Annotated in this window: 24 protein-coding genes; 4 read left to right on the top strand and 20 right to left on the bottom strand. The window is 49.0% G+C overall.

The genetic code is table 11. The features are described 5' to 3' along the window. Window positions 1–7: 7 nt before the first annotated feature. Entirely contained in the window at window positions 8–898 is an 891-nt protein-coding gene (gene ftsX, locus DEALDRAFT_RS11220; RefSeq protein WP_243441159.1) for a permease-like cell division protein FtsX, read from the bottom strand. Then, window positions 882–1,571, bottom strand: a complete 690-nt coding sequence (gene ftsE, locus DEALDRAFT_RS11215; RefSeq protein WP_008517512.1) for a cell division ATP-binding protein FtsE — start codon at window positions 1,569–1,571, stop codon at window positions 882–884. The genes ftsX and ftsE overlap by 17 nt, the downstream gene beginning before the upstream one ends. A 181-nt stretch (window positions 1,572–1,752) precedes the next feature. Between ftsE and DEALDRAFT_RS11210 the strand changes: the two genes are divergently transcribed. Continuing rightward, window positions 1,753–2,754: a potassium channel family protein gene (locus tag DEALDRAFT_RS11210; protein WP_008517510.1), complete on the top strand. Its 1,002-nt coding sequence runs from the start codon at window positions 1,753–1,755 to the stop codon at window positions 2,752–2,754. A gap of 29 nt (window positions 2,755–2,783) precedes the next feature. Here the strand turns inward: DEALDRAFT_RS11210 and DEALDRAFT_RS11205 are convergent, their stop codons facing one another. The 3 genes from DEALDRAFT_RS11205 to DEALDRAFT_RS11195 all read right to left on the bottom strand — a co-directional run bounded on the left by DEALDRAFT_RS11205 (window position 2,784) and on the right by DEALDRAFT_RS11195 (window position 7,357). After that, the gene (locus DEALDRAFT_RS11205; RefSeq protein ID WP_008517508.1) at window positions 2,784–4,505 is read right to left on the bottom strand and encodes a lytic transglycosylase domain-containing protein; all 1,722 of its coding nucleotides are present in this window, start codon (window positions 4,503–4,505) and stop codon (window positions 2,784–2,786) included. Window positions 4,506–4,648: 143 nt separating this feature from the next. Then, complete coding sequence (locus tag DEALDRAFT_RS11200) at window positions 4,649–6,790, bottom strand: Tex family protein (protein ID WP_008517507.1); 2,142 nt, start codon at window positions 6,788–6,790, stop codon at window positions 4,649–4,651. A gap of 123 nt (window positions 6,791–6,913) precedes the next feature. After that, the gene (locus tag DEALDRAFT_RS11195) at window positions 6,914–7,357 is read right to left on the bottom strand and encodes a YaiI/YqxD family protein (protein ID WP_008517506.1); all 444 of its coding nucleotides are present in this window, start codon (window positions 7,355–7,357) and stop codon (window positions 6,914–6,916) included. A gap of 89 nt (window positions 7,358–7,446) precedes the next feature. Between DEALDRAFT_RS11195 and uvsE the strand changes: the two genes are divergently transcribed. Beyond that, the gene (gene uvsE / locus DEALDRAFT_RS11190) at window positions 7,447–8,418 is read left to right on the top strand and encodes a UV DNA damage repair endonuclease UvsE (RefSeq protein ID WP_008517504.1); all 972 of its coding nucleotides are present in this window, start codon (window positions 7,447–7,449) and stop codon (window positions 8,416–8,418) included. On the opposite strand, the gene DEALDRAFT_RS11185 is transcribed toward uvsE, so the two are convergent. Both DEALDRAFT_RS11185 and DEALDRAFT_RS11180 read right to left on the bottom strand, forming a co-directional pair. Then, entirely contained in the window at window positions 8,419–10,569 is a 2,151-nt protein-coding gene (locus tag DEALDRAFT_RS11185) for an acetate--CoA ligase family protein (RefSeq protein WP_008517503.1), read from the bottom strand. Window positions 10,570–10,649: 80 nt separating this feature from the next. Continuing rightward, window positions 10,650–10,973: a hypothetical protein gene (locus tag DEALDRAFT_RS11180; protein ID WP_008517502.1), complete on the bottom strand. Its 324-nt coding sequence runs from the start codon at window positions 10,971–10,973 to the stop codon at window positions 10,650–10,652. A 202-nt stretch (window positions 10,974–11,175) separates the two neighbouring features. Between DEALDRAFT_RS11180 and DEALDRAFT_RS11175 the strand changes: the two genes are divergently transcribed. Next, complete coding sequence (locus DEALDRAFT_RS11175) at window positions 11,176–12,021, top strand: YihY/virulence factor BrkB family protein (protein ID WP_008517500.1); 846 nt, start codon at window positions 11,176–11,178, stop codon at window positions 12,019–12,021. Here DEALDRAFT_RS11175 and DEALDRAFT_RS11170 read toward each other — a convergent pair. From DEALDRAFT_RS11170 to DEALDRAFT_RS11150, 5 genes are all read right to left on the bottom strand, one after another. Further along, a complete protein-coding gene (locus tag DEALDRAFT_RS11170) occupies window positions 12,018–13,121 on the bottom strand; it encodes an AI-2E family transporter (protein WP_008517498.1) in 1,104 nt (367 codons plus the stop codon). The genes DEALDRAFT_RS11175 and DEALDRAFT_RS11170 overlap by 4 nt on opposite strands. 65 nt (window positions 13,122–13,186) lie before the next feature. Then, entirely contained in the window at window positions 13,187–13,633 is a 447-nt protein-coding gene (locus DEALDRAFT_RS11165) for a hypothetical protein (protein ID WP_008517497.1), read from the bottom strand. A 17-nt stretch (window positions 13,634–13,650) separates the two neighbouring features. Beyond that, window positions 13,651–14,073, bottom strand: coding sequence for a YtxH domain-containing protein (locus tag DEALDRAFT_RS16525; RefSeq protein WP_008517496.1), 423 nt, complete (start codon window positions 14,071–14,073; stop codon window positions 13,651–13,653). A gap of 314 nt (window positions 14,074–14,387) precedes the next feature. Then, on the bottom strand, window positions 14,388–15,611 hold the full coding sequence (locus tag DEALDRAFT_RS11155; protein ID WP_008517494.1) for a dicarboxylate/amino acid:cation symporter: 1,224 nt from the start codon (window positions 15,609–15,611) through the stop codon (window positions 14,388–14,390). A 244-nt stretch (window positions 15,612–15,855) separates the two neighbouring features. Beyond that, window positions 15,856–16,965, bottom strand: coding sequence for a Gfo/Idh/MocA family protein (locus DEALDRAFT_RS11150; protein WP_395858048.1), 1,110 nt, complete (start codon window positions 16,963–16,965; stop codon window positions 15,856–15,858). A 163-nt stretch (window positions 16,966–17,128) separates the two neighbouring features. On the opposite strand from DEALDRAFT_RS11150, the gene DEALDRAFT_RS11145 reads away from it, so the two are divergent. Continuing rightward, window positions 17,129–17,479: a cupin domain-containing protein gene (locus DEALDRAFT_RS11145; RefSeq protein ID WP_008517490.1), complete on the top strand. Its 351-nt coding sequence runs from the start codon at window positions 17,129–17,131 to the stop codon at window positions 17,477–17,479. Between the two features lie 48 nt (window positions 17,480–17,527). Here DEALDRAFT_RS11145 and DEALDRAFT_RS11140 read toward each other — a convergent pair whose 3' ends face one another. The 8 genes from DEALDRAFT_RS11140 to DEALDRAFT_RS11105 all read right to left on the bottom strand — a co-directional run bounded on the left by DEALDRAFT_RS11140 (window position 17,528) and on the right by DEALDRAFT_RS11105 (window position 25,170). Further along, window positions 17,528–18,292, bottom strand: coding sequence for an FMN-binding protein (locus tag DEALDRAFT_RS11140; protein WP_008517488.1), 765 nt, complete (start codon window positions 18,290–18,292; stop codon window positions 17,528–17,530). Window positions 18,293–18,569: 277 nt separating this feature from the next. Beyond that, complete coding sequence (locus tag DEALDRAFT_RS11135) at window positions 18,570–19,367, bottom strand: S1C family serine protease (RefSeq protein ID WP_008517487.1); 798 nt, start codon at window positions 19,365–19,367, stop codon at window positions 18,570–18,572. A gap of 23 nt (window positions 19,368–19,390) precedes the next feature. Continuing rightward, window positions 19,391–20,059: a vitamin B12 dependent-methionine synthase activation domain-containing protein gene (locus tag DEALDRAFT_RS11130; protein WP_008517484.1), complete on the bottom strand. Its 669-nt coding sequence runs from the start codon at window positions 20,057–20,059 to the stop codon at window positions 19,391–19,393. Window positions 20,060–20,326: 267 nt separating this feature from the next. Beyond that, the gene (locus tag DEALDRAFT_RS11125; protein ID WP_008517483.1) at window positions 20,327–20,719 is read right to left on the bottom strand and encodes an FMN-binding protein; all 393 of its coding nucleotides are present in this window, start codon (window positions 20,717–20,719) and stop codon (window positions 20,327–20,329) included. A gap of 191 nt (window positions 20,720–20,910) precedes the next feature. Further along, the gene (locus tag DEALDRAFT_RS11120) at window positions 20,911–22,668 is read right to left on the bottom strand and encodes an ASKHA domain-containing protein (RefSeq protein ID WP_143753444.1); all 1,758 of its coding nucleotides are present in this window, start codon (window positions 22,666–22,668) and stop codon (window positions 20,911–20,913) included. A 195-nt stretch (window positions 22,669–22,863) separates the two neighbouring features. Next, window positions 22,864–23,454 (bottom strand): rubrerythrin, encoded by a 591-nt coding sequence (gene rbr, locus DEALDRAFT_RS11115; protein ID WP_008517480.1) that lies wholly within the window; start codon window positions 23,452–23,454, stop codon window positions 22,864–22,866. 26 nt (window positions 23,455–23,480) lie between these two features. After that, the gene (locus tag DEALDRAFT_RS11110) at window positions 23,481–23,879 is read right to left on the bottom strand and encodes a Fur family transcriptional regulator (RefSeq protein WP_008517478.1); all 399 of its coding nucleotides are present in this window, start codon (window positions 23,877–23,879) and stop codon (window positions 23,481–23,483) included. Between the two features lie 148 nt (window positions 23,880–24,027). Beyond that, window positions 24,028–25,170, bottom strand: a complete 1,143-nt coding sequence (locus DEALDRAFT_RS11105) for a sensor histidine kinase (protein WP_008517476.1) — start codon at window positions 25,168–25,170, stop codon at window positions 24,028–24,030. Window positions 25,171–25,242: the final 72 nt, after the last annotated feature.

Raw genomic sequence — 25,242 nt, 5'->3', positions numbered from 1 at the left:
TTCCACACTAAACCCGTAAGAATTTGCGGACAGAAACATAGCTGCCCACGCCGCCCATCAGGGTTCCCATTAACAGAAGGCCCACAAAAATAGGCAGTATTCTGGCCATATCCGTTACCGGTTGCAGAAAAAAGGCTAAAGCCTCGGTTTGCAGGGAATAGGCCACACGAAAATAGACAAAACTCAAAGCTGCCGCTGCAGCCACGGTGCCGGTCCAGCCCATCACCATGCCTTCCAACAGAAAAGGAAAGCGGATAAACCAGTTGCTGGCACCCAGGTATTTCATAATCCCCACTTCATCCTGACGGGCCAGTACCGACAGGCGGATGGTGGTTACGATAAGGAAGATGGCGCCCAGCGCCAACAGGCCGCTGACGATGAGAAACAGGGTATTGAGCCAACCCGTTACCTGCCCTACGCGGGCAACCAGCTCTTCTCCGAAATCTGTTACTTCCACCCCGGAATAGGACTGAATTTCCGCAGCCAGAGCCGGAACGGCTTCTGCTCTGTGCGCCCGGACCTTAAACATATCAGGCAGCGGATTGTTTTCGCCTTCCAGGCCCACCAACATCACCCGGTCGCCCATGGTGCGGCCAAATTCCTCCAGGCCTTCATCTTTGGGCACAAAGGTGTAGCCGGAGACATCCTCATGTCCGCCCAGCTGCGCCTGCAAGGCTGCCGGATCTGCTCCATCCTCTAAAAAGACGCTGATTTCCACATTGGACTCAATATTGCGCATAAACTGGCTGGCATTAACCGCCAACAGCAAAAAGCCGCCTAAAATTGCCAGGGAAATAGCAATAATTCCTGAAGTCACCAAAGCCAACCAAAGGTTGCGAAACAGCGCAACCACACTTTGTCGCAGACAGTATCTCATTGAATTAATGTTCACGGCCATAACTCCCCCGTTGTTCGTCTCGGACCAGCCGTCCGTTTTCCAACGCAATTACCCGTTTTTGCATCTGATCCACCATATCCCAGGCATGGGTAGCGATAATCACCGTAGTTCCTTCCCGGTTAATATCTTCAAAAAGAGACATTAACTGCCGGGCGTTTTCCCGGTCCAGATTACCGGTGGGCTCGTCCGCCAGAATCATCAGCGGCTCCTTGACGATGGCGCGGGCAATGCCCACCCGCTGCTGTTCACCGCCGGAAAGTTCGGTGGGGAATGAATTTTCCTTACCCTTAAGGCCCACCTTTTCTATGGCTGCCGGTACCTTTTGTCGAATTTCTTTGGGGGAGCTGCCAATTACCTCCAGGGCAAAGGCCACATTTTCATACACCGTCTTTTGTTTCAGGAGACGGTAATCCTGAAAAACCATACCGATTCTTCTTCTGTGGTTTAACAGCTCATTTTGCTTAAAATCGGCAATGCTTTTACCATCAAAAAGCACTGCTCCTGCAGAAGGGGTCTGCTCACGGAAAATAAGCTTAATTAATGTGCTCTTTCCCGCTCCGCTGGGGCCCACCAGGAATAAAAAATCGCCCTGCTCCACCTGCAGTGAAAATCCCGCCAATGCAGGGGCATGGCTGCCGTTATAATGCTTACTTACTTCTTTAATTTCAATCAAGGTTCGCACTCCTTTATTCAACATTGACTATTAAAGTTCGACTATTTTCCAGATTCTCCTTCCATAGGCAATAAAATTTACCGACAAAAAATTAACTTTATGTTAATAACCACAATTTGCAAACCCGGACAACCTAACGTAAAATAGGAATATCATTGCAGTTAATCCAGGTGGTGAAGCCATGAACCAAAAAACAAGGCAGATTATCCTCATTCTGATGATTCTCACCATGCTGTTGGTGGTGGGCACCACCGGCTATATGGTGCTGGAGGACCTGAATTTTATCAATGCCCTTTATATGACGGTGATTACTCTTTCCACCGTAGGTTTCAGGGAAGTGGTGGATTTACGGCCGGAAACTCAGGTTTTTACCATCTTCATTATTTTTGCCGGCATCAGCACCGCCGCGTATGCCTTTACCAATCTGGCAGCATTTTTACTGGAAGGGGAATTCAGCTATGTTTTACGGAGGAGAAGTATGGATAAAAAGATAGCGAAGTTAAAAGATCATTACATATTATGTGGGGCAGGACAGACCGGCAGCAGCGTAATCGCCCGTTTTCAGCGCAGCAAGGTGGATTTTGTGGTAATTGAAAAAAACGAAGAGAAAGTACATGACATGGTGGAACGGGGAATCCTGGCCATTCATGGCGACGCCACCACCGAAGATGCCCTGGATAAAGCACGGATCCGCCAGGCAAAAGGGCTGATATCCAGCCTGGCCACCGATGCGGACAATGTTTTTACCGTGTTGACGGCCCGGGAAATGAAAGAAGATCTCTACATTGTCGCCAGGGCCATCAGTAAAAATGCTCATGTAAAATTGCTGCGGGCCGGGGCCGATAACGCCGTTTCCCCCAACGAGCTGGGCGGGACCCGCATGGCGTCCATGCTGCTGCGGCCCGTTGTGGTCTCGTTTTTAGATATCATTACCCATATGGGTGATGTGGTGCTGGATTTGGAAGAAGTGTACATCACAGACAAATCAGATCTAGCGGATACCACCCTGGAGAAAGCTAAAATTCCGGAGCTCACCGGGCTGAATGTACTGGCCATTAAGAAAAAAGATGAAGAAAAACTTCGCCTCAACCCCACCTCTCAGGAAAAAATCCATGCAGGAGACAAATTACTGGTTCTGGGGCAGGAGTATCAGATTGACAAACTAAGGGAAATGGCAGGATAAGACAGGTAAAGCCGGGCAAATTGCCCGGCTTAATTATTATACAGCCATTGATAAGTAAGATAGGAATCGGTAACTTTGGTGATATATTGCCGCGTTTCAAAGAAAGTGACGGCGGTGGGAAATCCGGCCCGGGTGGCACCCAGTTCGCTGCTTTGCCAGCGGTTGACATTGCCGGGGCCGCCGTTGTAGGCTGCCAGGGCCTTGTCCAGGTCATCATCATAGCGGTTTAACATGGCCCGCAGATAATAGGCACCGAAGCGAATATTAACTTCCGGCTCGGTAAGCATCTGCCGGTCAAACTCCAGTCCCAGATTTGTGGCAATCTCTTCTCCCGTGGCCGGCATTATCTGCAACAGGCCCACTGCTCCCGCATGTGAAGCCACCGCCGGCTGAAAACGGCTTTCCTCCCGCATCACAGCCCAGAGCAGCTCCGGCTCCAGGGCAAATTCAGCTGCCGCCTGCTTAATTTCATCGCCAAAGGGCCTGGGGTAGCCCAACTCATACCCCTGCCTGTTATCCGGCTCCTCCCGCAGCGCCCTCATTCCCCAGCGAGAGGACTGCAGGTAGTTTTCCTGGCTCAAATACCATTTCCCCACGGCAACTTTATCCGCTGCTGTGCCCCGCTCCCAGGCAATGCCCAGTTCCACCTCAATGAGCTCTTCTCTGCCTGCGGCCTGATAAGCCTCTAAGCGCTCCGGAACTAAAGATTGGCCTTGTGCACTTTGGCTAAGTTGGGGCCACTGCACATTTTGGCCCAGTCGGAGCATCCAGACAGGATGCTTCGACAGTTCCTCATGCAGCTCTTCAGACTGCGGGTCTGCTGCCTCTTTAAGTAACAGATAACTGCGATAAAGTGCATCATCCTGATAAGAACCGGACTCCTCTGAGAGCTGCAGATACAGCGGCAGCGCTTCTTCCTGATAGCCCATTTCATCCCAAAGCACCGCACCGCGCCAACGGGCGGCCGGTTCGGGGCTTTTAGCATACGCCGCCGCCGCTTTTTTAGGCTCACCGACCCGTTCATATAACCGGCCCAGCCTCTGTCCGCCGGTACCCTCCAGCCTGCGGTAGAGCGCCATTGCTTCTTCGGTCTGCTCCATAGCCTCCAGTGTCCGGGCATACTGCCACAGCAGCGTATCATCTTCCGGATGTCTTTGTACCAGTTCTTTTAAAATGGGCTCTGCCTTGTCAAAGCTCCCCCGCTCCACCAGGGCCCGGGCCAGATAAAGCTTCTCTTGATCTGCCAGGGAGCCGTTCTGGTCCGAAAGCACTTCAATAATTTTCTGCCAGTGCCCGCCGGCAAAAAGCCCGTCCAGTATCAGAGCCTGCTCTGCGCCCAAACCCTTTAAAGCTTCCAAGGCATGGCTATTGGGCAACAGTTTCAGATAAGCATCGATGGCTTCTTCTTCATCTGCTTCCGCCAGATAATCTGCCAGTTTAAAACGGGTTTCGTTATTGTCATAAAGGGCCAGTGCCCGGCGCAGGTATTCTTCCCGGTTTTCCTCCTCCAGCTCTGCCAAAGCCAGGATGGCTGCAAAACCTACGGCATCCTCCCGGTGCGCCAACTGCTCCAGCGCCTCCGTCTCCTCATTTTGTTCTGCCTCTGCAAGCTTTGCCAGGGCTTCTTTGGCCTGCAGCGGAGGTTCTTCCTGCTCTGCGGGCAACCCGGTTTCCTCACGGGGAAAAACTGTAATTACCAGGATAATAATTATTAAGCCGGTTAAAGCCAGCGTAAACATGTTCTTGCGCATGTGTCAAATTCCTCCATAATCTTCTCACTCCTACTTCAACACAGAGCGGCTTAAACCCTGCGAGGAGCGCAAGTCCATGCAAAATTTGCCGAAACGAGAAAGGCCCGGGATTTTTTTAAATCCCGGGCCCGGCTGTATGCATTTTACTGCAGATGCAAACGGGCCAGACCGATGCGCTTTTTTTTCACATCCAGAGAGATTACTTTTACTTCCACCACATCACCCACCTGCACCACTTCCAGGGGATGTTTGACAAATTTGTCCGACAGCTGGGAGATATGGATCAAACCGTCCTGGTGGACACCGATATCCACAAAGGCGCCGAAGTCCACCACATTACGCACCACGCCGGTGAGCTCCATCCCTTCCTGTAAATCTTCCAGGTGCAGCACACCTTTTTTAAAGACCGGCTTGGGCACATCTTCCCGGGGGTCCCTCCCCGGCTTTTTAAATTCCTCCACAATATCCTGCAGGGTGGGCTCCCCCACCTCCAGGTCGGCGGCCGTTTCCTTGATATTAATCTGTGGGATGGCCTGGGGTTTACCCAGGTCACTGTGGTCTATTTCCATTATATCGATGAGCTTTTGGGCCACCTGATACGATTCCGGGTGCACCGCACTCCGGTCCAGATAATTATCTGCATCGGGAATGCGTAAAAACCCGGCACTCTGCTTAAAAGCCGCCGGCCCCAGCTTGGCCACTTTTAACAGTTCTTTTTTGGCTTTAAAAGTGCCGTGCTCTTCCCGGTAGGCCACAATGTTGGCGGCTATGGTTTTATTGATGCCCGCCACTCTGCCCAACAGCGGTGCGCTGGCTGTGGTCAGATCCACTCCCACCTGGTTTACCGTATCTTCCACCACGCCGCCCAGCACTTCCTCCAGCCTTTTCTGGTTTACATCATGCTGGTATTGGCCAACTCCAATGGAACGGGGATCAATCTTTACCAGTTCGGCCAGGGGATCCTGTACCCGGCGGGCAATGGAGATGGCACTGCGCTCTGCCACATCCAAATCCGGAAACTCCACTTTACCCAGTTTGGAAGCGGAGTACACACTGGCACCGGCTTCATTAACCACCGTATATTCTATCTCCCGGTTCATCTCCGAAATAACTTCTGCAATAAACTCTTCACTTTCCCGGCCGGCGGTGCCGTTACCGATGGCCACCGTATTCAGGTCATGTTTTTCAATCAGCTTTTTCACCACCGCCGCCGAGGCTTCTTTTTTGTTAAGGGGCGGGGTGGGATAAATCACCGCGGTTTCCAACAGCTTGCCGGTCTGGTCCACACAGGCCAGCTTACAACCGGTGCGGTATCCCGGATCCAGTCCCAGAATTCTTTTGCCGGGCACCGGCGGTGTTAATAATAAGCCGCGCAAATTGGCTTTAAAAATCTTCAGAGCCTGCTCCTCGGCGGCAACAGTGATTTCATTGCGCACCTCCCGCTCCAGGGAAGGAAAGAGCAGGCGTTTCCAGCCATCTTTTAGGGCGCTTGCCACCTGGTTTTTTGTTTCCTCCGGCATTTGCCTGGGCACATAATGTTTCTCTAAAACGGCCAGAGCCTGGTCTTCGTCAAACTCCAGTTTAATGGAGAGAAAATCTTCCTTTTCACCGCGGTTCATGGCCAGCACCCGGTGCGGCTGTACTTTCTTCAGCGGTTCACTAAACTCATAGTACATTTCATAAGGGCTTTCTTCCTCTTTGCTGCCGCGGCTGACAATCAGGCCGCGGTTAAAAATCAGAGAGCGGATTTCCTTGCGGGGTCGGGGCTCGTCGGAGGCGATTTCGGCGATAATATCCCGGGCGCCGCTTAAGGCATCCTCTGCGGTGGAGATTTGATGTTCTTCATTTAAGTAATTCTCTGCCTCGGCAAACGGGTCGGCAATGCCCTCCAGCAGTTTGTATGCCAAGGGCTCCAGGCCCTTTTCTTTGGCAATGGTGGCACGGGTCCGTTTTTTGGGCCGGTAGGGCCGGTAAATGTCTTCCAGTTCGGTGGCTGTGGCCGCTTTGGTTACAGCAGCTTCCAGCTCCGGTGTTAATACGCCCTGCTCATCTAATAACCGCAGGATATCTTCCCGGGTTTTTTCCAGGTTGCGGTAAAGGTTTAGTTTTTCAGAGAGTAGCCGTAATTGTTCATCGTCAAGTCCTTCTGTCACCTCTTTGCGGTAACGGGCAATAAAGGGCACTGTATTCCCTTCGTCCAACAGGGCTACCGCCTTAGCCACGCGGTTGGCACTCAGGCCAAGATCAGCGGCAATGCGCTGGTTAATTCGTTCATTGGTATTCATGCTGCATAACCTCCGGCTTTAACTTCAAATTGTTTCCTGCTTGTCCAATAATATCAGGAAACGGGCAGTTTCACAACTGAGGGATAAAAAAAACCCTGTCAAAACAGGGTTTTGCCTCTAACCTTATTTTTGCTGTGCTTTCTGGAGAATCATCTCCAGTGAAGCGCTAAACTTCCGGTTATCTGCAGCAGTTCGTTTTTTCGGCCCCTTGGTTTTGCCGCCGCCACGGCGAAATTTAGCCATGGCTTCCCGGGTTTCCAGCATAAATTCGATGGTGGACGACTGATACTCCTTGCCATGGGGACTGAGGCAATAAGCGCCTTTGCCCAGAACCATGGCCGCCAGTCCCCAGTCCTGGGTAACCACCACATCACCGGGGTCGGTGAGGTTGAGCACCTTAATATCGGCCTCCTGGGAAGAATCCCCCACCACCACATGATGGTCCGACTCAATGTTATGATTGAAGCTGGCCACAGTCCAGACCGGCAGACCATATTTTTTACCCGCCCTTTTACAGGCCGCCAACACCGGCTTGGGGCAGGCATCGGCGTCAATGAGAATTTTCATAAGCACTCACTTTCTATGGGAAATGTGCCTCTATGCACGGCGCAGATTTGGGGCACACTAACTAAAAAACAGAATGGGATGGAGATAAGATGCTGCTACGCTTTGGTTTTGTGGCCATGTCCATGAAGCTGGAAAACGCCTCGCCGTCAAAGACTGTTACTTTGAAGACATTTGCCAAACTGGCCGCAGAAAAGCCGGAAGCGGCGCTGGAGAAAGTGCGCCGCACCGCAGAAGAGAATCTGGCCAACTGCCTGCGGCTTTTGCATTATTGTCATGCCAACCATGTCCGTGTTTTCCGTTTTTCGTCCCGCATTGTGCCGCTGGCAACCCATCCTGATTTGAGCCATTGGGACTATCTTGGGGATTTAGGGCCCCAACTTGCCAAATTGGGAGACTTCATTGAAAACAACGGGATGCGCATCACTTTCCATCCCGACCATTATACCGTACTTAACTCGCCCCGGGAAGATGTTTTTACCGCTTCGGTGGCGGACCTGGCCCATCATTGCCGTTTGTTCCAGGCCATGGGGCTTGCAAAGCAGGCCAAACTTATTCTCCATGTTGGGGGCAGCTACGGTGACAAAGAAGAGGCGCTGGAGCGCTTTCTGACCAACTGGGCACGGCTGCCCCGGGGCATTGCCAAACGAATGACACTGGAAAACGACGATAAAACCTTTACCGCCACAGATACCCTTTATCTCTGTGAGAAACTGCAGCTGCCCATGGTATTGGATTTGCACCATTTTCACTGCAACCACACCGAAGAAGAGCAGCTGGAGGATATATTTCCGCGGTTTGTGGCCACCTGGGAAGGTTCGGGCCTTCCTCCCAAGCTGCATGTCTCCAGCCCCAAATGTGAAAAGGAATTCCGCAGCCATCATGATTTTGTTGATTCGGTAACAATTTTGCCGGCTTTGCAAAAGCTAAAATTATTTACCGGCCAGGCCCATGTAATGGTGGAAGCAAAACAAAAAGATGTGGCCATGTTCCGCTTAGTGGAGGAACTGGCAGGACAGCCGGGCATGGAGCAGCTGGATGCGGCCACAATCCGGGTTTTGTAATTATTCCTTTGTAAGCACTATCAAGGCATCCACCGCCACCGGGCGGCTGCCGGAAAGAACAATGGGGTTAATATCAATTTCAGCAATGCGGGGATGAAGCAGTGCCAACTCGCCCAGTTTGCGCAGTAAGCGGGCAAGTTCTGCGGTTTCGGCAGCGGGCATGCCGCGGAATTGCTGCAGCAGGGCAGCGGTTCTGATATCGGTGAGCATTTCCTCCGCTTCCGTTTCTGTTAAAGGAGCGGCACGGAAGGTAACATCTTTGATGGCTTCGGTGAAGATTCCGCCGATGCCAAACATAATACAGGGGCCAAAGCCGGGGAAGCGGGACATTCCGGCCAAAAGTTCTCTTTGGCCCTGCACCATTTCCGCCACCAGAACAGGTACCTGGCTGCCGGCAGCGGCAATAACGGCAGAGTATGCCTGCTTTACGTCATCGACGGTCTTTAGGTTAAGATGGACAAGGCCCTGTTCCGTCTTATGGGCAATATCCGGTGAGGAAGCCTTGAGAACTACGGGAAAACCCAGCTTTTGTGCCGCTTCTGCCGCCTCCTGGGCACAGTGGGCCAAACGCTCCCGGGTAACCGGAATACCGTAGGCCGCCAGCACCTGCTTGGCCTGGTATTCATCCAATACCTGCCGCCCTGCGGCCACAGCTTCGGCAATAATCTTTTCCGCCTCCACCGCCAGGGCAGGTAGTGGTGTGCGTTCAATTTCTTTTCTCTCACGGATTTCTTTATGCCGATGGAGGGCAGACATGGCCTTAGCCGCCTTTTCCGGCGCATCAAAGACCGGAATGCTGTGGCTGCGGAAGGCGGCGGTATAGTTGTCCTCATTGCCAAAAAACGAAGAAACGGCCATTGGAAGCTGATACTTGACCGGCAGGGAGACCATGTCGGTAAAATCCACCGGAAACTGCGCCAGGAAACCTTCCAGAGAAATACCGCCCAGCATTTCCTGCAAATAGGGATGGATTGCTCTTAAAAAACCGTGGCTCATGGCCCCGTGCAGCACCAACCCGTCCACTTCGCCGCTTTGCATAATCAACTCAGGAATCACCACACTGAGATTCCGGGCATTCAGATCGAAGGTCAGATCAACGGGGTTGGTACTGGAGGCCTGTGCCTGAATAAGCTGCCGGATTTGCTCCTGCAGCTGCGGTGAAAACCGGGGCACTTCCAGATTGTTTTTGTCACAGGTATCGGATATAGCCGTTCCCGGCCCGCCGGAATTGGTCACCACCCCTACCCTGCTGCCGCGCATGGGCGGCTGGGAGGCCAGCATCCAGCCATTTAAGTATAAATCTTCTACCGTATCTACCCGGATGATGCCGGCCTGTTTGAAAATCCCTTCGTAGAGAAAGTCCGGCCCGGCCATGGAACCGGTGTGACTCATCCCGGCCCGGGCTCCCGCAGCGGAGCCCCCCACATACTGGGCGATTACCGGTTTATGCGGCGTTATTTTCTGAGCCACATCAATAAAGCGGGCGCCGTCCTTAATACCTTCAATGTACAGGGCGATGGCCTTTGTTTCTTCATCCTGGCCCAGATACTCCAAAGCATCGGTAATATCTATATCTGTTTCATTACCGACGCTTATTGCTTTACTGAAGTGAATTCCCCGTTCTTTCAGGTAAGAAAAGGTCTGGGTTACATATGTACCGCTTTGCGAAGCCATGCCCAGCCGGCCCGGCTGCCCGCTTAAAGGCATCACCGTGGTATTAAGTGATATTTGTGAATTCATCATCCCGATACAGTTGGGGCCCAGAAAGCGAATATTGTGCCGGCGGGCAATTTCCTGCAGCTCTTCTTCCTTCTTTTGGCCGGCTGCCCCGGTTTCGCGGAAACCGGAAGTTACAACAATGGCACGTCTGGTCCCCAACCTGCCAAACTCATCCAATAAATGCAATGCCGCATCTGTGGGGACAATCAGCATCACAAGTTCCGGTACCTGGGGCAGTTGGTCCACAGTCCGGTATGCCTTGTGGCCCAGCACCGTTTCCTCTGTAGGGTGAAGTGGGAAAAACTTTCCCCCATAGCCTCCTTTTAGGATATTTAGTGCATGTAATGTCCCCATTTTCCGAGGATTGTTACCGGCCCCTGCTATGGCAATGGACCCGGGATTCATTAATTTGTATAATGGATTGTTCTTCATTTTCCCCTCCATCTGCTTGTAATCATACATAATGCAATTATACAAAATTTATTAACGTTAAGTAAATAGTGTATTTGTTTTCAGGAGTCTTTAGATGAAGGTATCACCATGAAGGCAATAACATCTCCTGAACCGGTGCTCATTTTCTTAATTTGTGGCATCTCACCACCATTTCGTGCTTCAAGGGTGTCCATCTCCTGCGCTGACATTACATCCAGCGCTTCCGCCAATTTCTGCAGTATTTCCTTTTGCTGCGCATTCATTTTCCGTAATTCCCGGCTCTCCCTGCGCAGGTTCTCCGATGACTTCCTGTAAAATAACCATGTTACCAAGGCACTGATCAGTCCACCAAAAACCGTTCCCGTCATGGTTACCAAAACATTGCTTAAAAGCTGCTCTGCCATGAACTATCTTCCCCCAATATCAGGTTTACCATATTATATTTTTCAGGCCTTTGTGCTGTGCGCAGGAAAGACGCGGACGTAAAGTGCAAAAAAGCTCAGGTGTAATCACCTGAGCTTTTGTCATATATCATCTATGGAAGCAGCGGATAAAGGCATGGTATAATCAAAGACATCATACCTATAACAAGAGGGGTGAACTGCTATGGAGGGAATACTCAGTTTTATAAAACAACTGTATTTGCGGATTCAGGAAAATGAAACCACCGCCCGTGGGGCACAACTGAGTTATTTTTTCATTTTGTCCATTTTCCCTTTTCTGATTTTTTTAATTACACTTATCGATTATACGCCGCTGAGCCAACAGCATACCTTAGACCAACTTGCTCTGCTTTTACCTGATAACGCCTTTGCCATTGTGGAACAAATTGTCTCCGAGGTTGAAGCTGCAGATAATTTTACATTACTCTCCCTTGGTATCCTGGGGACCATCTGGACTGCCAGCCGCGGCACCGCCGCCCTAATAAAAAGCCTTAACAAAGCTTATGATATCACGGAAAGCCGATCCTTTTTTGTGCTGAATACCATCGGCATCGCCGCCACCCTGGCTCTGGCCCTGTTAATTCTCTTTACCCTGAGCTTTCTGGTTTTTGGCCAGGTCATCGGAGAACTTGCTTTTCAGTACCTGGGGCTGGAAGGGCTCTTTCAGGCGTTATGGCCCGTACTGCGTTTTTCCATCCCCCTGCTTATCATCTTTGTCAGCTTTACCCTGCTTTTTCTGTATTCCCCCAACTGCCGCCTGCGGCTGCGCCATGTCTACCCCGGCGCCATCTTCTCCACCCTGGCCTGGATAATAGCTTCACAGGCCTTTGCCTTCTATGTCAACAATTTCGGCAACTTTTCCCGCACCTACGGCAGCATTGGTGGTATCATTGTCTTTATGATCTGGCTATATCTCAGCAGCGTGGTGGTTCTGTTGGGAGGGGAAATTAATGCCACTTTATATAACTCGTTTTGCAAATCCAACCAAAAGTCCTGGACTGCCAGCTAAGCTTTTGAACTACGGCCGTTATCGGCCGTTTTTTTTGTCCGTAAGAACTCATAGAGGTGGGAAAAAATAATTTTGAAAATAACAAAGGTGGGCACAGCAATAATTAAGCCCAGCAGCCCCGCCAGATTACCAACCACCAGCAGCAAAACAATAATCACCATGGGGTGCAGATAAAGCTTTTTACCCATGACCTGAGGAGTTATAAACAGGCTCTCAATCTGCTGCACAATAAAAATCACTATAAGAACCTGCAGAGCCATCAGCCCAGAGGTAAAAAGACCCACAATCACCGCCGGTATGGTGGCAATCCAGGGACCGATGTAGGGAATAAAGTTTGTCACCACAGCAAAGAGTGCCAAAATAAGAGCGTGACGGATGCCAATAATCAAAAAGCCGATATACGCCAATACTCCCACAGACATACTGACGATAATCTGACCCTGGATAAAGGAAGCCAGGCCATGGTCAATCTCCCTTAAAATGGTGAGGGCTTCTTCCCGGTATCCTTCCGGAATATGCCGGGTAATGAACCGGTGGAAGCTTTCCCCGTCTTTTAACAAATAAAAAAGTATAATGGGTAGCAGCACAAAAAGGATAACCGCATTGGCTAAAAAGCCCATGGCCGAGGATATTCCCTCCTGAACGCCGGGCAGTGCATTTAGTATGAACTCGGAAACCGATTCGGCTAAATCTTCGATGGAAAACATATCATTGGCCTGAAAGCGCTGAAATAGATAAGTTTCCTCCAGCGCCCCCACCGCGTTAATAGCCTGGTCAAGATAAGCAGGGAAAAAATCAATTAACTCCAACAGCTGCTCATATGCTTCCACTCCTACTGTACCAAATATTAATACCACCAATAAAGCCAGAGTAGCATAAATCATCAGAACAGCCAAAGGCCTGGCCACATTACGACCCTGCAACCAGCTGACAATGGGTCTGAAAAGGTAGTAAAGAATCAGTGCAAATAATGTGGGTAAAAACAACAGCCTGACAAACACCACCAGCGGGATAAAAATAAAAGACACTTCCCGGCCGATATAAATAATACTGAATATTAAAAGAATCCAAACAGCAGCCTTAAAAGCCTTGGTATTCATAAAGTCCACCTGCTCACCCCCTTTACAACTAAGGATAGAGCGTCTGCTCTATCCTTAGTGAAATTCTATTTTTTACTGAACATCTCCAGAAAGATCCGCAAACTTTCACTGACAATGCGGACATAGCCCAGAATATCCTGCGTATTCTCCTGTACCGTACTGGCAGTCTCCACCAGACTGGTATTGACCATATCAACAGAATAGTCAACCTTTTCACCGGTATTTTTCAGGGTGGCAGACAAGGCATGAAGATTATTTATGGTCCCCGGCACCTGTACTTCCAGCAGGTCCTTGTTCATATAAATTGCGGTACTGATTTCATTGATATTTTTCATGGAAGCATTTACGTTAGTAATGGTTTCCTGAATATTTTTCTCATTATCGCTGATACGCTTGTTAATACCAGAAACCAGTTTGTTAATGTTATTTAAGGTGATAACCAAAAATATCCCGGCAACAAACAAGACTAACAGTACAAGAAAAATACCCAAATCCTGCAGCGAAACATACATATTTTAGCTCACCTACTTTATTTCAGTTCTTTATCAACCTTTGCTTTGGCCTCTTTCACCGCATCCTTTACATCTTTCTTTGCTTCCTTGGTGGCTTTTTTAATGTCATCTTTTGCTTCAACCACCGCTTCTTCGATAATCTCTTTTTCCAGTGCTTTCTCTTCTACCTTCTCGCCGATGTTTTCTTTAACGCTTTCAACCTTCTCGGTAAGGTTTTCTTTGATGTCCTGAATTTGCTCCTTGCCTTTGTTAACCGTTTCCGTTGCCTTCTCAGCAATTTCCTTTCTGGTCTCTTTCCCCGCTTTGGGAGCTAACAGAACGCCGGCCGTTACGCCCAGAGCCGCACCTGCTGCCACCCCGGCAGCCACTTTAGCTGCAGCTTCTTTGCGCTCCTGCTTTTTCTTTTCTTCCTTAACTTTTTCCAAATAATCTTTTAACATAAATTTATCCTCCTTATTGTGTTTTAGAAATTCTTATGTGTTACCTACTATTTTATACTATAAACGCCCCAGTTCCTGCAGTTACAGCAACTTGTAAGTTTTCGTTAACTAATTTGTGGACAGAGGGACAGGTTTATTTGTCCATACATTTTTTTCCTTTTGAGACAGTGGGGACCCTCGAGACAAAGGGGACAGGTGTTTTTGTCTCACTGCCGCGGCTTTTGCAAATAGAGGCGTTGTTATTGTCTCTGTACACAAAAGGAGCCTGCATGCAGATACAGCATGCAAGCTCCTCTGAGAACTAACAGGACAAGTTATTCTGCCATCGCTTTGACGGAGTACAAATCGGGGGAAAGCCTCTCCCCTTCAGTACAGGCCACCATGGCGGTGGCGGTCAAATCGTCAATGACGTTTACCGCAGTTCTGGCCATATCCAAAATCCGGTCTATGCCGGCAATGAGGGCAATGCCCTCCACCGGCAGGCCCACTGAACCCAGAACGGTCATCAGCATAATCAGGCCAGCGCCGGGAACCCCTGCAGTACCGATGGATGCCAATACCGCTGTAACGGCAATTAGAATCATTTGTCCGATGGTGAGCTCAATTCCAAACGCATTGGCGATGAAGATAGCCGCAGCGGTCTGATAAAGGGCGGTACCATCCATATTGATGGTGGCACCAATGGGCAGGACAAAGCCGGAGACAGATTTAGAAATGCCTACTTCATTGGCAACCTTAAATGACACAGGCAGCGTCCCGGCACTACTGGTGGTGGTAAAGGCAAAGAGGATAGCCTCTTTAATCTTGCCGATGAAACGTAATGGATTAATTTTGCAGAACAGCCACAAAAAGATGGTGTGCACCACAAAAACATGAATGATGCAGCCCAAATACACCACCAGAATCAATGAAGCAAAGGGGGCCAATACCCCTAAGCCAAAGTTCCCCACAGTCCAGGCCATGAGAGCAAACACACCGATGGGAGCATACGCCAGCACCATATAGACCATTTTAAACATAACTTCAGCGGCCGACTCCAGCGTAGCTTTTACCGCCGCCGATGCTTCCGCAGCCCAGCCCATGGAAATACCAAATACAATGGCAAAGAAAACCACCTGCAGCATAGTTGCGTTGGCCATGGCGTTTACGATATTGGTAGGAATAATATTAAGGACGGTCTCGGTAAAGGGCGGAGGTGTCACCACTTCCACCTGCCCCAGTTCACCTAGCTCCATGCCGATTCCCACGCCGAAAATATTAGCCAATATAAGGCCAATAGTGAGGGCGAAAATACCGGTAATATAATAAAAGAACAGGGTTTTGCCAAAAATTCGCCCCATCTTCATTCCGCCGATTTTAGCCACACCCACCGACAGGGTGGTAAACACCAGCGGAATAACCAACATCTGCAGCAGTCTTAGTAAAATATCACCCAGAAATTTAATCCCGCCAATTGCTTCACCAAACACCGCGCCGGCCACAATGCCCAACACAAAACCGATCAGAATCCTCTCCAAAAGCCCCAGTTTTCTAAGCATAGGTAACCTCCTTTTTTAGATTTCTTTCAGCCCAATTCACCTCCCTTTGTATATATACGCTTCGATTAGTCGAACCATGTCAATTTATTTGTGACAGAGTTCACTTTTATTCCAGACATAAAAAAACAGGCTTTGCAAAGCCTGTTTTTTGTGGAGTGAAAAACCTGCATTTCTTCGCAGAGGCTCCTAAGTGGGACAGTTGACCTGCCTGTCCTCGCAGAGGGTCCCCGTGTCCCATTAGTGTCTAATGGATGATGTTTGGTGGATTTTGATAGTATGGATCTGTTGGCATCTGCGATTCCGGTATATTATCGTCAATGGAAACCACTCTCTCCTCTTCGATGGAGCGGAGGATGGACATTATGACTTTTAGGTCACCGTATTCTATTTCCGGAGTTACACTGATTTCTTCGCTGCCGGTGAGGGCGTTGTGAAAGTTTAGCAGTTCATTGTAAAATCCTTTTTGTACTTCATAGGGGATTTGTTCCGCTCCGCCATCATTATAAGCCACATTTATGGTGCCGGCATCCCTTTCTTCCAGATAAATCATGCCCAGGGCACCATAAATCCGCAGCCCGGTAAGGGGGCGCTGTGCTTCCTGGCCCGCACAGTAGAAAGTAAACTGCCCGGTTACACCGGCGCTAAACTGCAGGTTAGCCTGAATTACCGAATAGGGCGAGAATTCGGCCTGCTGCGGCCGACCCAAAGCATGAACCTTTGTGACTGCACCAAAGATATGCTGCAGCCCGGCAATTTCGTGGACCGCCGCATCTGTTATGGCGCCACCGGGATACTCAGGATGCTGGCGCCATTCCCTGGCCGGGAACTCGTTCTTTACCATTTCCTGCGGAAAATCCATGAAACGGTTATAAATAAAGTGACTGACGTCCCCAATTTTTTTACCGTGGACAAAGTCCCGGATAAGATTTACCTCTTCATTATAGCGATAATGTTCCGCAATCATGATGGGTATTTGCGCATCACGGGCCAGGGTGCGGGCCTGCTTAGCCTGCGACAGGTTCGGGGCCAGCGGCTTTTCACAGATAATACCTTTTTGCTTTTTGGCCCATTTACGGGCAACCGCTTCGGTTATGGTGAAATTAAGTTCAATGGGCACAAGGATATCCACCAGGTCCAATTCATGCGTTTCAATCATTTGCAGGTAGTCAGTGTAGACGTCTCTGTCCTGTAAGTTTAACCGCTTGGCCCACTGCTGTGCTTTGTTTTTATCAATATCGCACAAAGCAGAGATTTGATAGCGGTGGGAAAGTTCCTGGAAAGCAGGATAATGTAAACGTTCAAAAGCCATGCCGGTACCGATAATACCAACTTTCAACTGTTTCAAATTGGACACCTCTCTTCTCTATGTCCGTAGCATGGCTAAATTTGGTTTAAGATATCCGGATTCTACAGAGATATTACAGCGATATTAAAGAACGGATTGGCGACAGGAACAGCATAAGTTTCCGGCGTAAACACAAAAATAAAAGGAAGATTAAATTCCAAGGAGGATTAATATGCAAAAGTTTCAGCTGCAGGATTATCGGTTGGAGCCTGAGGGTAAGATTGCCAAAAGGATGATCTATAAAGATGCTAATGTGATTTGTTTTATCTTAAACATCGCCTCAGGCGCATCTTTGCCCCCGCATACCCACTTTGACTGTACCGTTCTATTACAGGTGCTTACCGGCAAAGCCAGCGTCAATGTGGACGGAAACAGTCTGGCCGCCGCTGAGCAGGATCTGATTCAACTGGATGGCCCGGAAAAGATGTCGGTGGATAATGTGGGTGAGGAAACGCTGGCCCTTTATGTAAGCATCTCACCGGCACCGCCAAACGATCAATATACAAAGGATGCTAATCTATAGCATCCCTAAATGCAAAAAGAGAGCCGTAAGCTCTCTTTTTGTATTTTATTATTGAACGTTAGCTTTTTGCAGTGCTTCGGCAACCGCTTCCATCCATTTTTCGGAACTGCCGGTAGCTCCTGTGAAGATATCAACTTCGGCGCCGTTTGCCTCCACAAACCTGGCGGGCATTTCTTCCACGGCTTCATGGAATTCATCGTAGGTGTAGTCTTCATCTTTGAATTCACCATCGCCGGTAACTTCGGAAAGCTCAACCTCTACAATATCGCCGCCGGATACCGTTACCAAAGCAATGCCCACAGCTCCTCTGTCATCCGGTTGGGAAGCACCCATAAAGGTTCCGTCAAAGGAGCCGTCAAAACCTTCTGCCAAAGCTAAGGCATTGGCCACAGCTTCCATGGCTTTGTTGGAAGTACTGGTAGCTTCGGTGATAAGATCCACCTCACTGGAATTGTTTTCAACAAATGCCGCCTCTAACTCTGCAATGGCAGGTTCCCATGGCTCATAGCGATAGTTTTCATCTTTTGCCACAGCTGTGTTAGCATATTCGGTTAGTACCACTTCAACGATTTCATCATTTTCTATTGTGACCTGCGCTTCAACATATCCCCGGTTAGCAGTGGATATACCGGTGAATGTGCCGTTTTGATACTGGTTTGCTGTGGTCTGCTCGTTATTCTCATTTCCCGGGTTATTTTGATTGTTGTCTCCTTCATTATTACCAGCCCCATCCCCACAACCTACTGCCACCAATGCTACCACCATTAACAGAACTGCAGCCAACAAAACCCTTTTGCTAATAGCTTGTTTCATGATGTCCTCCCTCTTAGAATTGTTAATTTTCCTAAGCAGACAGTGCTACCCTCCCTTGTGAAAGTTATCATTTTCCCTATCCATACACTTCTACTACATGGTGTAGTTTCCTGCCCTGTAAAATTTAACCTTCTTTGAAAAGTTTGTGTCTACAGTATGTCAGGCTGATCTAAAAGGCACACTTGTTCGGTTTACTTGATAGGTTCGCAAAGGCGAAGTCGTGATAAGTTCCTGTACATGGCAAAACACGCCGCGTGGCGTGTTTTATGGAGAACCGTTATTCATAAATGTGGTGAACAGGAACGGCCAGGCCGATAATTTCATCACCTGCAGACTGTGTTGAGGTGGCAAAAATAACGGCTACGGCTTTGCCCGAACTGTCGATGACCGGGCTGCCGCTGCTTCCCCGGTGAATAGGTGCTTTTACCCTGAGCACAGGAGTTTCCCACCCCGTCAACGTTGTTTCTCCAGCTACTTCACCTTTGGCCACGATATGTGAATACCATAATGGGTTGCCAATGACTGTTACTTCGTCTCCCGGACCGGGCTGGGCCTTTGGGTCTGTTTCAATTACCGGCAGGTCCTGGCCCTCAATCTCAATTATGGCCAGATCCACCTGGGGGAAAACGGCGGAAACTGTTCCGGCATAGGGTGGTCCCTGAGGGAAACGGACGGTTATCAGACCTGCATTATCCACCACATGATAATTGGTAATAATCCGGCCGTCTTGTTCAACATTAAAGCCCGTTCCCCCGGAATTACCCACGCTGATCTCCACAACTGCCTCACGTAACTGCTGCATTTGTTGATCCTGCACCAACTCCCGTGACCTGTGGACAAAATCCAGAGAGGGCAGAGTATAAACTGCCAGGAGTTGATTTAAAGCCAGGGCCAGATAAGCCAGCACGGTAAGTATAACCAATAGCTTGAATACTTTTTGCCCCAGGCCTCTGTTTTTTGCCGGCTCATCATCCTGAGCATATTTATTATTCAGTTCGCGTATTAGTTCTTCATCCAGGTCTTGACCGGTTTTACCTTTGGCTTTAACTTTCCAGAACTCCTGCTCTTTTTTCATCTGTTTCTCCGATTTCCTTCAATTTAAGATCTGGCAATACTGCATAAGTGCCCGCCTTTTCTTTGCCTGCAGTCCGGTTTCAGCGGACAGGAATCGCAGCCTTCCTCGTTAATTTCCCGCATGGGTTTTTGCCCCAGTTTCACCACAAAAGAAACAGATTTAAGAGGAGACATTAGCATAGAACCTGAAAGCTTTACTCCCAGCGTTTCTGCCGCGCTGCCCAGTTGGTCAAAGATCATTTTTTGGCCGCCCACATCCCAGCAGCCATAACCGGGGCTGAATCTGCGGGTGATATAAGAATATTGCTGCTTTGCCTCTTTAACGATGACTTCATTTAAACGATCTGCCACAGCTTCTACCGCCACTGAACCTATGGCATCCAGCACCACGGCGCGCAGGTTGTCACCTTTGGCAAACAGCCTCTGCACTTCTGTTTCCAGTTCGCTGCCCACGGTAACCAGGCCCACAGCCAGGGAATCTGCATCGGCAAAGATCTCTTCTGAGCGGTACAAAATAGCCGGCGACAGTTTATAGATCCCACGGCAGCATAAGAGGGGTAAGGCCCGCTCCCGTTCCTGCCGCATAACTTTTAACACCCTTTTGTTTACCGGTGCCTTTTTTGCCGGTTCATAGCCCAGAAAGGTCAGGATATTTTCTTCATTTAGAGTAATATCACTTGTTTTCCAGACCATCAAGATGTTATCCTCCCTTTTGGGTGTGCCGGTCTTTTCTTTCAACACGGGCAACAGAGATTGGAAAACTTATGCATCATTATAACACAGCAATAGAATTACTTAAAATAAAGTCCCGCTCTTTTTGCTTTAGTTTGCTATTAATAATATGCTAATTCTCTAAATTTTTCAGGCGAAATAACAGACTGATTTGATCTAAAAAGGCTGCCTAAGAACGGCAGCCTTTTTGCTAGAACTTTGCTTTTGGTTTCAGCACTTAGGTTTTGCTTATTGCTTTGCACGTTTTAAAGCATTCTCCACTGCTTTAATCAGTGTCCTGCTGGATACGGTAGCTCCGGAGACGGCGTCTACATTCAATGTCTGCTCTTCCACAACTCTGTCCAGAACCTCTTCTGCATCACGGGACGGTTGGTTATCCCTGTTTTGCACCACGATAGTCTCCACAACTTCACCATCCGCTACCACCACATCAACAACGAAGTTAAAAGCGCCGTAGGTGAACGTTCCCCGATGCGTTCCGTCCGGAACCCGGGAAAAATCAACGGTATCTTCCGGAGCACTGACACCATCCGGATCCGGGCCCTGAGCGCAGCCAAACAGCACAAAAGAAAGCGCAAATAACACTACTATCAATGCCCGGCGTTTATTTGTTTTTTTCATTATGATCATCCTTTCTACGTTGAAAAGAAGGCAAGCCTTATACAAAATATGCGAAGAAGAATACAGATAGAAGATGTCTGATAATTTAGTAGGTTTGAATTCGCTGCGTATACTCTAAAACCCTTTTTTTATCTCTTAATAAAAACTAACAATTAAAAACACTTTAGATACATGGTATGCAGGCGTTTTATTTATGGGCCAGGTAACAGCATAGAATTGGCAAAAATCCTGGCAAACCCGGGATTTGAACCTAGTTCAATAAACTTAACTTTCTTAGCCAGTTGGGCCGCCCGGTGATATTCTTCGCTTGAAATCAGGGCCAGCTTAGCACCTGCACCCGCTGCATTACCTACCATGGTAACCCGGTCTTCCAGCTCCCCGGGAATCAGGCCGATTATGCAGGCGCTTCTGGGATTTAAATAATTCCCAAAGGCTCCAGCCAAAAGCACTTCATCAATCTCATCGTAGCCGATACCGCTATTGTTCATCAATATACGGATTCCTGCCGCCATAGCTCCCTTTGCCAACTGCAGCTCCCGGATATCTTTTTGTGTGACCATAATCCTTTTGCCGTCCGGATCCTGGGCCACCAGAAAGGCCCAACTCCCGTCATGCTCGATAAGGCGTTCTTTTAGTTTTTGTCCTGTGGGATTGGTAACCTTGTCTGGTTCAACAAACTTTCCCCGTTTCGTTATCAGGCCCGCTTCCAGAAGGCCTGCCACCGTATCCAGTAATGCGGAGCCACAAATCCCCAGCGGACTCACATTGTCAATAACAGAGAACTGCAAGTCATCGCTAAAAGTTACATGGTCAATGGCCCCGGACGCGCCGCGCATACCGCAACTAATCTGAGCTCCTTCAAATGCAGGGCCCGCCGCTGTGGAACAGGCAAACAGGCTATCTTTGTTTCCTAACACCAGTTCTCCATTGGTGCCAATATCAATGACCAGTTTGCTCTTTTCACTTCGGTCCAGTTCTGTGGCCAAGAGAACCCCGACGGTATCCGCCCCTACAAAACCTGCGATATTAGGCAGCATAAAGACTTTACCCGCCGGGTTAATTTCCAGACCCAGTTTAGCAGGTTCTGCCTCCACCGGCTCACTGACGGCAGCAACATAAGGGGAAAGTGCCACCTGCCGGGGATGAATACCTAAAAATAAGTGATGCATGCAGGTATTTCCCACCACTGTCAATGTATAAATGTCTTCTCTTTTTATTTTTGCCTGTTCAACGGCTTGGCCGATTAGGGTATTTAGAGCTTCGGTTACCGCGGTATGCAATTGCGCCAAACCATGTTCATTCTGATTTGCATAGGTGATGCGGGAAATAACATCGCCACCAAAACGAGTCTGTGGATTCAGGGCAGAAACCACCGCCAGCTCCCGACCGGTGTATAAATCGATGAGAAAGCCCACAATGGTCGTGGTCCCGATATCAAAAGCCATACCCAGCAAATTATCGCCGGTATTACCCGGCTCCAGCCCAAGCAGCTCCTTTTCGTGAACTATGGCCGTTACTTTAAATTTATCCTTGCGCAACACAACGGGCAGCTTCTGCAGAACGGAAAAATGTGTTTTTGTCACAGAAATGCCCTGTTGTGCCAGGCTGTCTTTAATTCGCTGCAGATCCGGCCGGTGATCTTCCAAACCTGGCTTATCAACTTCTAGATATCGTTTTGTGAGCTGAGGCATGATCTGTGCTTTGCCCCCCGAAGTCGACAGCAATATCTGATGCTGCATATTCTTCTCAGCTAACAGCTCTACTGTGGTGGGCCCTGACACTTCTACCAGGCATGCTAACCGGATTCCCTCTGCCAATTCATCAGCTTGCAACAGGGCTGTTTCCTGCTCATGCACCGCATCGCCACCGGACACAATACGAACGCGGCATTTACCGCACTTTCCTCTGCCTCCGCAGGGGAAATCGAAATTGATCCCCGCTGCATGTATTACCTCTTTTAACGTGCTGCCTTCTACAGCCTCAACTTCCCGGCCTTCGGCAGGAAAACAACCTTCTGGTTTGCCATAATATCACCTTCCATAATCGTAAAAAAGCGCCTTACCACATCCGGGCAAGGCACTTATTGCTACTGGCTGATACCCTGCAGCTTTATATAGGGTGACTTTCGACGCGCTCCCTGCAATTTAATATGTTTCTGCAAAAATTTCAAAGAATGATTGAGGATGGATGCATGCCGGGCACTCCTGGGGAGCCTCCTGCCCCTCATGTATATAGCCGCAATTGCCGCATTTCCACTGGGTATCGGCAGCTTTTTTGAATACCTGATCGTTTTCAATATTTGCTGCCAGCTTGGCAAATCGTGTTTCGTGTCTCTTTTCCGCCGAAGCAATCATACGGAAGGTGGTGGCAATTTCGGCAAACCCTTCTTCCTCGGCTACCCGGGCAAATTCAGGATACAAATCCGCCCACTCTTCGTTTTCACCATCAGCTGCAGCTTGCAGGTTTTCCAATGTGGTACCCTGTGCCACCGGATATTCGGCAGTGATTTGTACAGTGGACGGCAGTTCACCCAAACCAGCCAACAGGTATTTATAAAATCTTTTGGCATGGGCCAGTTCATTTTCTGCAGTTTCTATAAAAATGTTGCGGATTTGTTTATAGCCTTCCTTGTCCGCTACCGAAGCATAGTATGTGTAGCGGCTGCGTGCCTGTGATTCACCGGCAAATGATTTCAACAGATTTGACGCAGTTTTTGTACCTACCAGACTTTTCATAATTTATTCCTCCCGTTTCTTTGTTTTTATTTCCCAAGGCAGCCAGGGCAGGTTCCTTGGAAATAAACCTTTTTTACTTCGATATTAAACCCTTTTAAATCAGAGGTAACAATGGCTGCGTCGTCTACAATAAAATCATATATTTTTTTGCACTGCACGCATTTAAAATGTCCATGAGACGCTGTATCGGCATCAAAGCGGGTTTCCTGCTCTTCCACATTGATTCGTCTGACCAGACCGGCTTCTTGAAAAAGTTTAAGAGTGTTATACACTGTGGTTTTGGACAGGGTGGGCACTTCCTTCACCAACTCACTGTATATTTCATCAACTGTGGGATGGTTTTTCCTCGAACGCAGAAAATCTAATATTTTTAGGCGATGAAACGACGGTTTAATACCGCTGTTTTGCAGAATATCACTTTCCATGGATTCATCCCCCTGTGGAAATGTAATGATTTCAATATTGTAATGATTACATTTTAATATTTTAAGCTTGCTCTGTCAACTCCTCGCGGGCGGTGCAAGGAAAGGTTAATAAATAAAATCAGCTCAGGGATGACCTGAGCCGAAGATGTTATGCCAGATTTTGCTCCAGTGGGAAAACAGCTTCCACCAGTGTCCCCTCACCGGGCCGGGAATCTATACTCAACCGACCTCCGCCATGCCGCGCCCGAGCACTCATGTTTTTAAGACCCTGGCCTTGGCCAGCCATATCAACATTAAAACCGTGACCATTATCCCGCACCCGCAGAATCACCACATCTCCATCCTGTGCAAGAGAAACATCCACCCTGTGGGCGCCGGCATGCTTTTGCACATTGGCCAGCGCTTCCTGCACAATGCGATATACCGCCACTTCCTGCTCCGGGGTCAGGCCGCCGTTGTATTCCAAAGACACATCCACAGCCAACTGCTGCCGGCGGGCAAACAGGTCGGCATGAAGCTCAAGCGCTTCCACCAACCCCTGCTCCTCCAGCGGTGAAGGTGTGAGCTCCATAATCAGCCGGCGCAATTCTTTCATGGTGGCCTGGGTGGTTTCTTCCAGGTGGTTGATAATTTCAGCCTCCTGGCCCTCCTTACCAACCATCCGACGCAGGGAATGCAGTGAAAAAACGATGCCATGGATTCCCTGGGAAATAGAATCATGCAGCTCCCGGGCCATGCGGTTTTGCGCTTCCGCCACCGCCAGGTTGCGCCCCGCTTCTTCCAACAGCTGATTCTTTTCCGCCAATTCAGCCAGGTAGCGGTTCTCCATTTCCAGGGTCTGAACTTGCTGCCGGTCTTTTTCGAAACGATAATTAACATAGCTTACTGTTCCACCAAAAATAATTCCTAAAATTAGTCCGGGTAGGGCTAAACGGCGCATTTCTTCCACGATATGACCTTCGCCGATTATAATGCTGGCCACAAAGGATATCCCTGTCACCATGGTGGCCACCACCACAAATGTAAGCACATTGCGATGCGCATCTTCCTTTATGCCCCTGACCAGCAGATATTGTTCCAGATACGCACCTACCAAGCCTACCGTTCCGGCAATTATTCCCAAGAGCAGTGTCATTCCCGGGACTAAAACCATGGTCGGATAATCCACTGTACCTAACCAGGAAATAGCAGCTCCGGCTACCAAACCAAAAGATGCTCCTGCGATAGCGCTGGTACGAAATCCTTTAATCAGCTCTTCTCTATTCAGATTAGATTTTTGTTCATCACTCACCGGTTTCACCGTCCTGCACCAGGCCGTTTTTCATAGCATAAAGCGCCGCCTGGGTACGGCTTTTAACCTGCA

The organism is Dethiobacter alkaliphilus AHT 1, assembly GCF_000174415.1.
In the GTDB taxonomy this organism is placed as follows: domain Bacteria; phylum Bacillota; class Dethiobacteria; order Dethiobacterales; family Dethiobacteraceae; genus Dethiobacter; species Dethiobacter alkaliphilus.
This window is presented reverse-complemented; position numbering and strand designations above follow the sequence as displayed.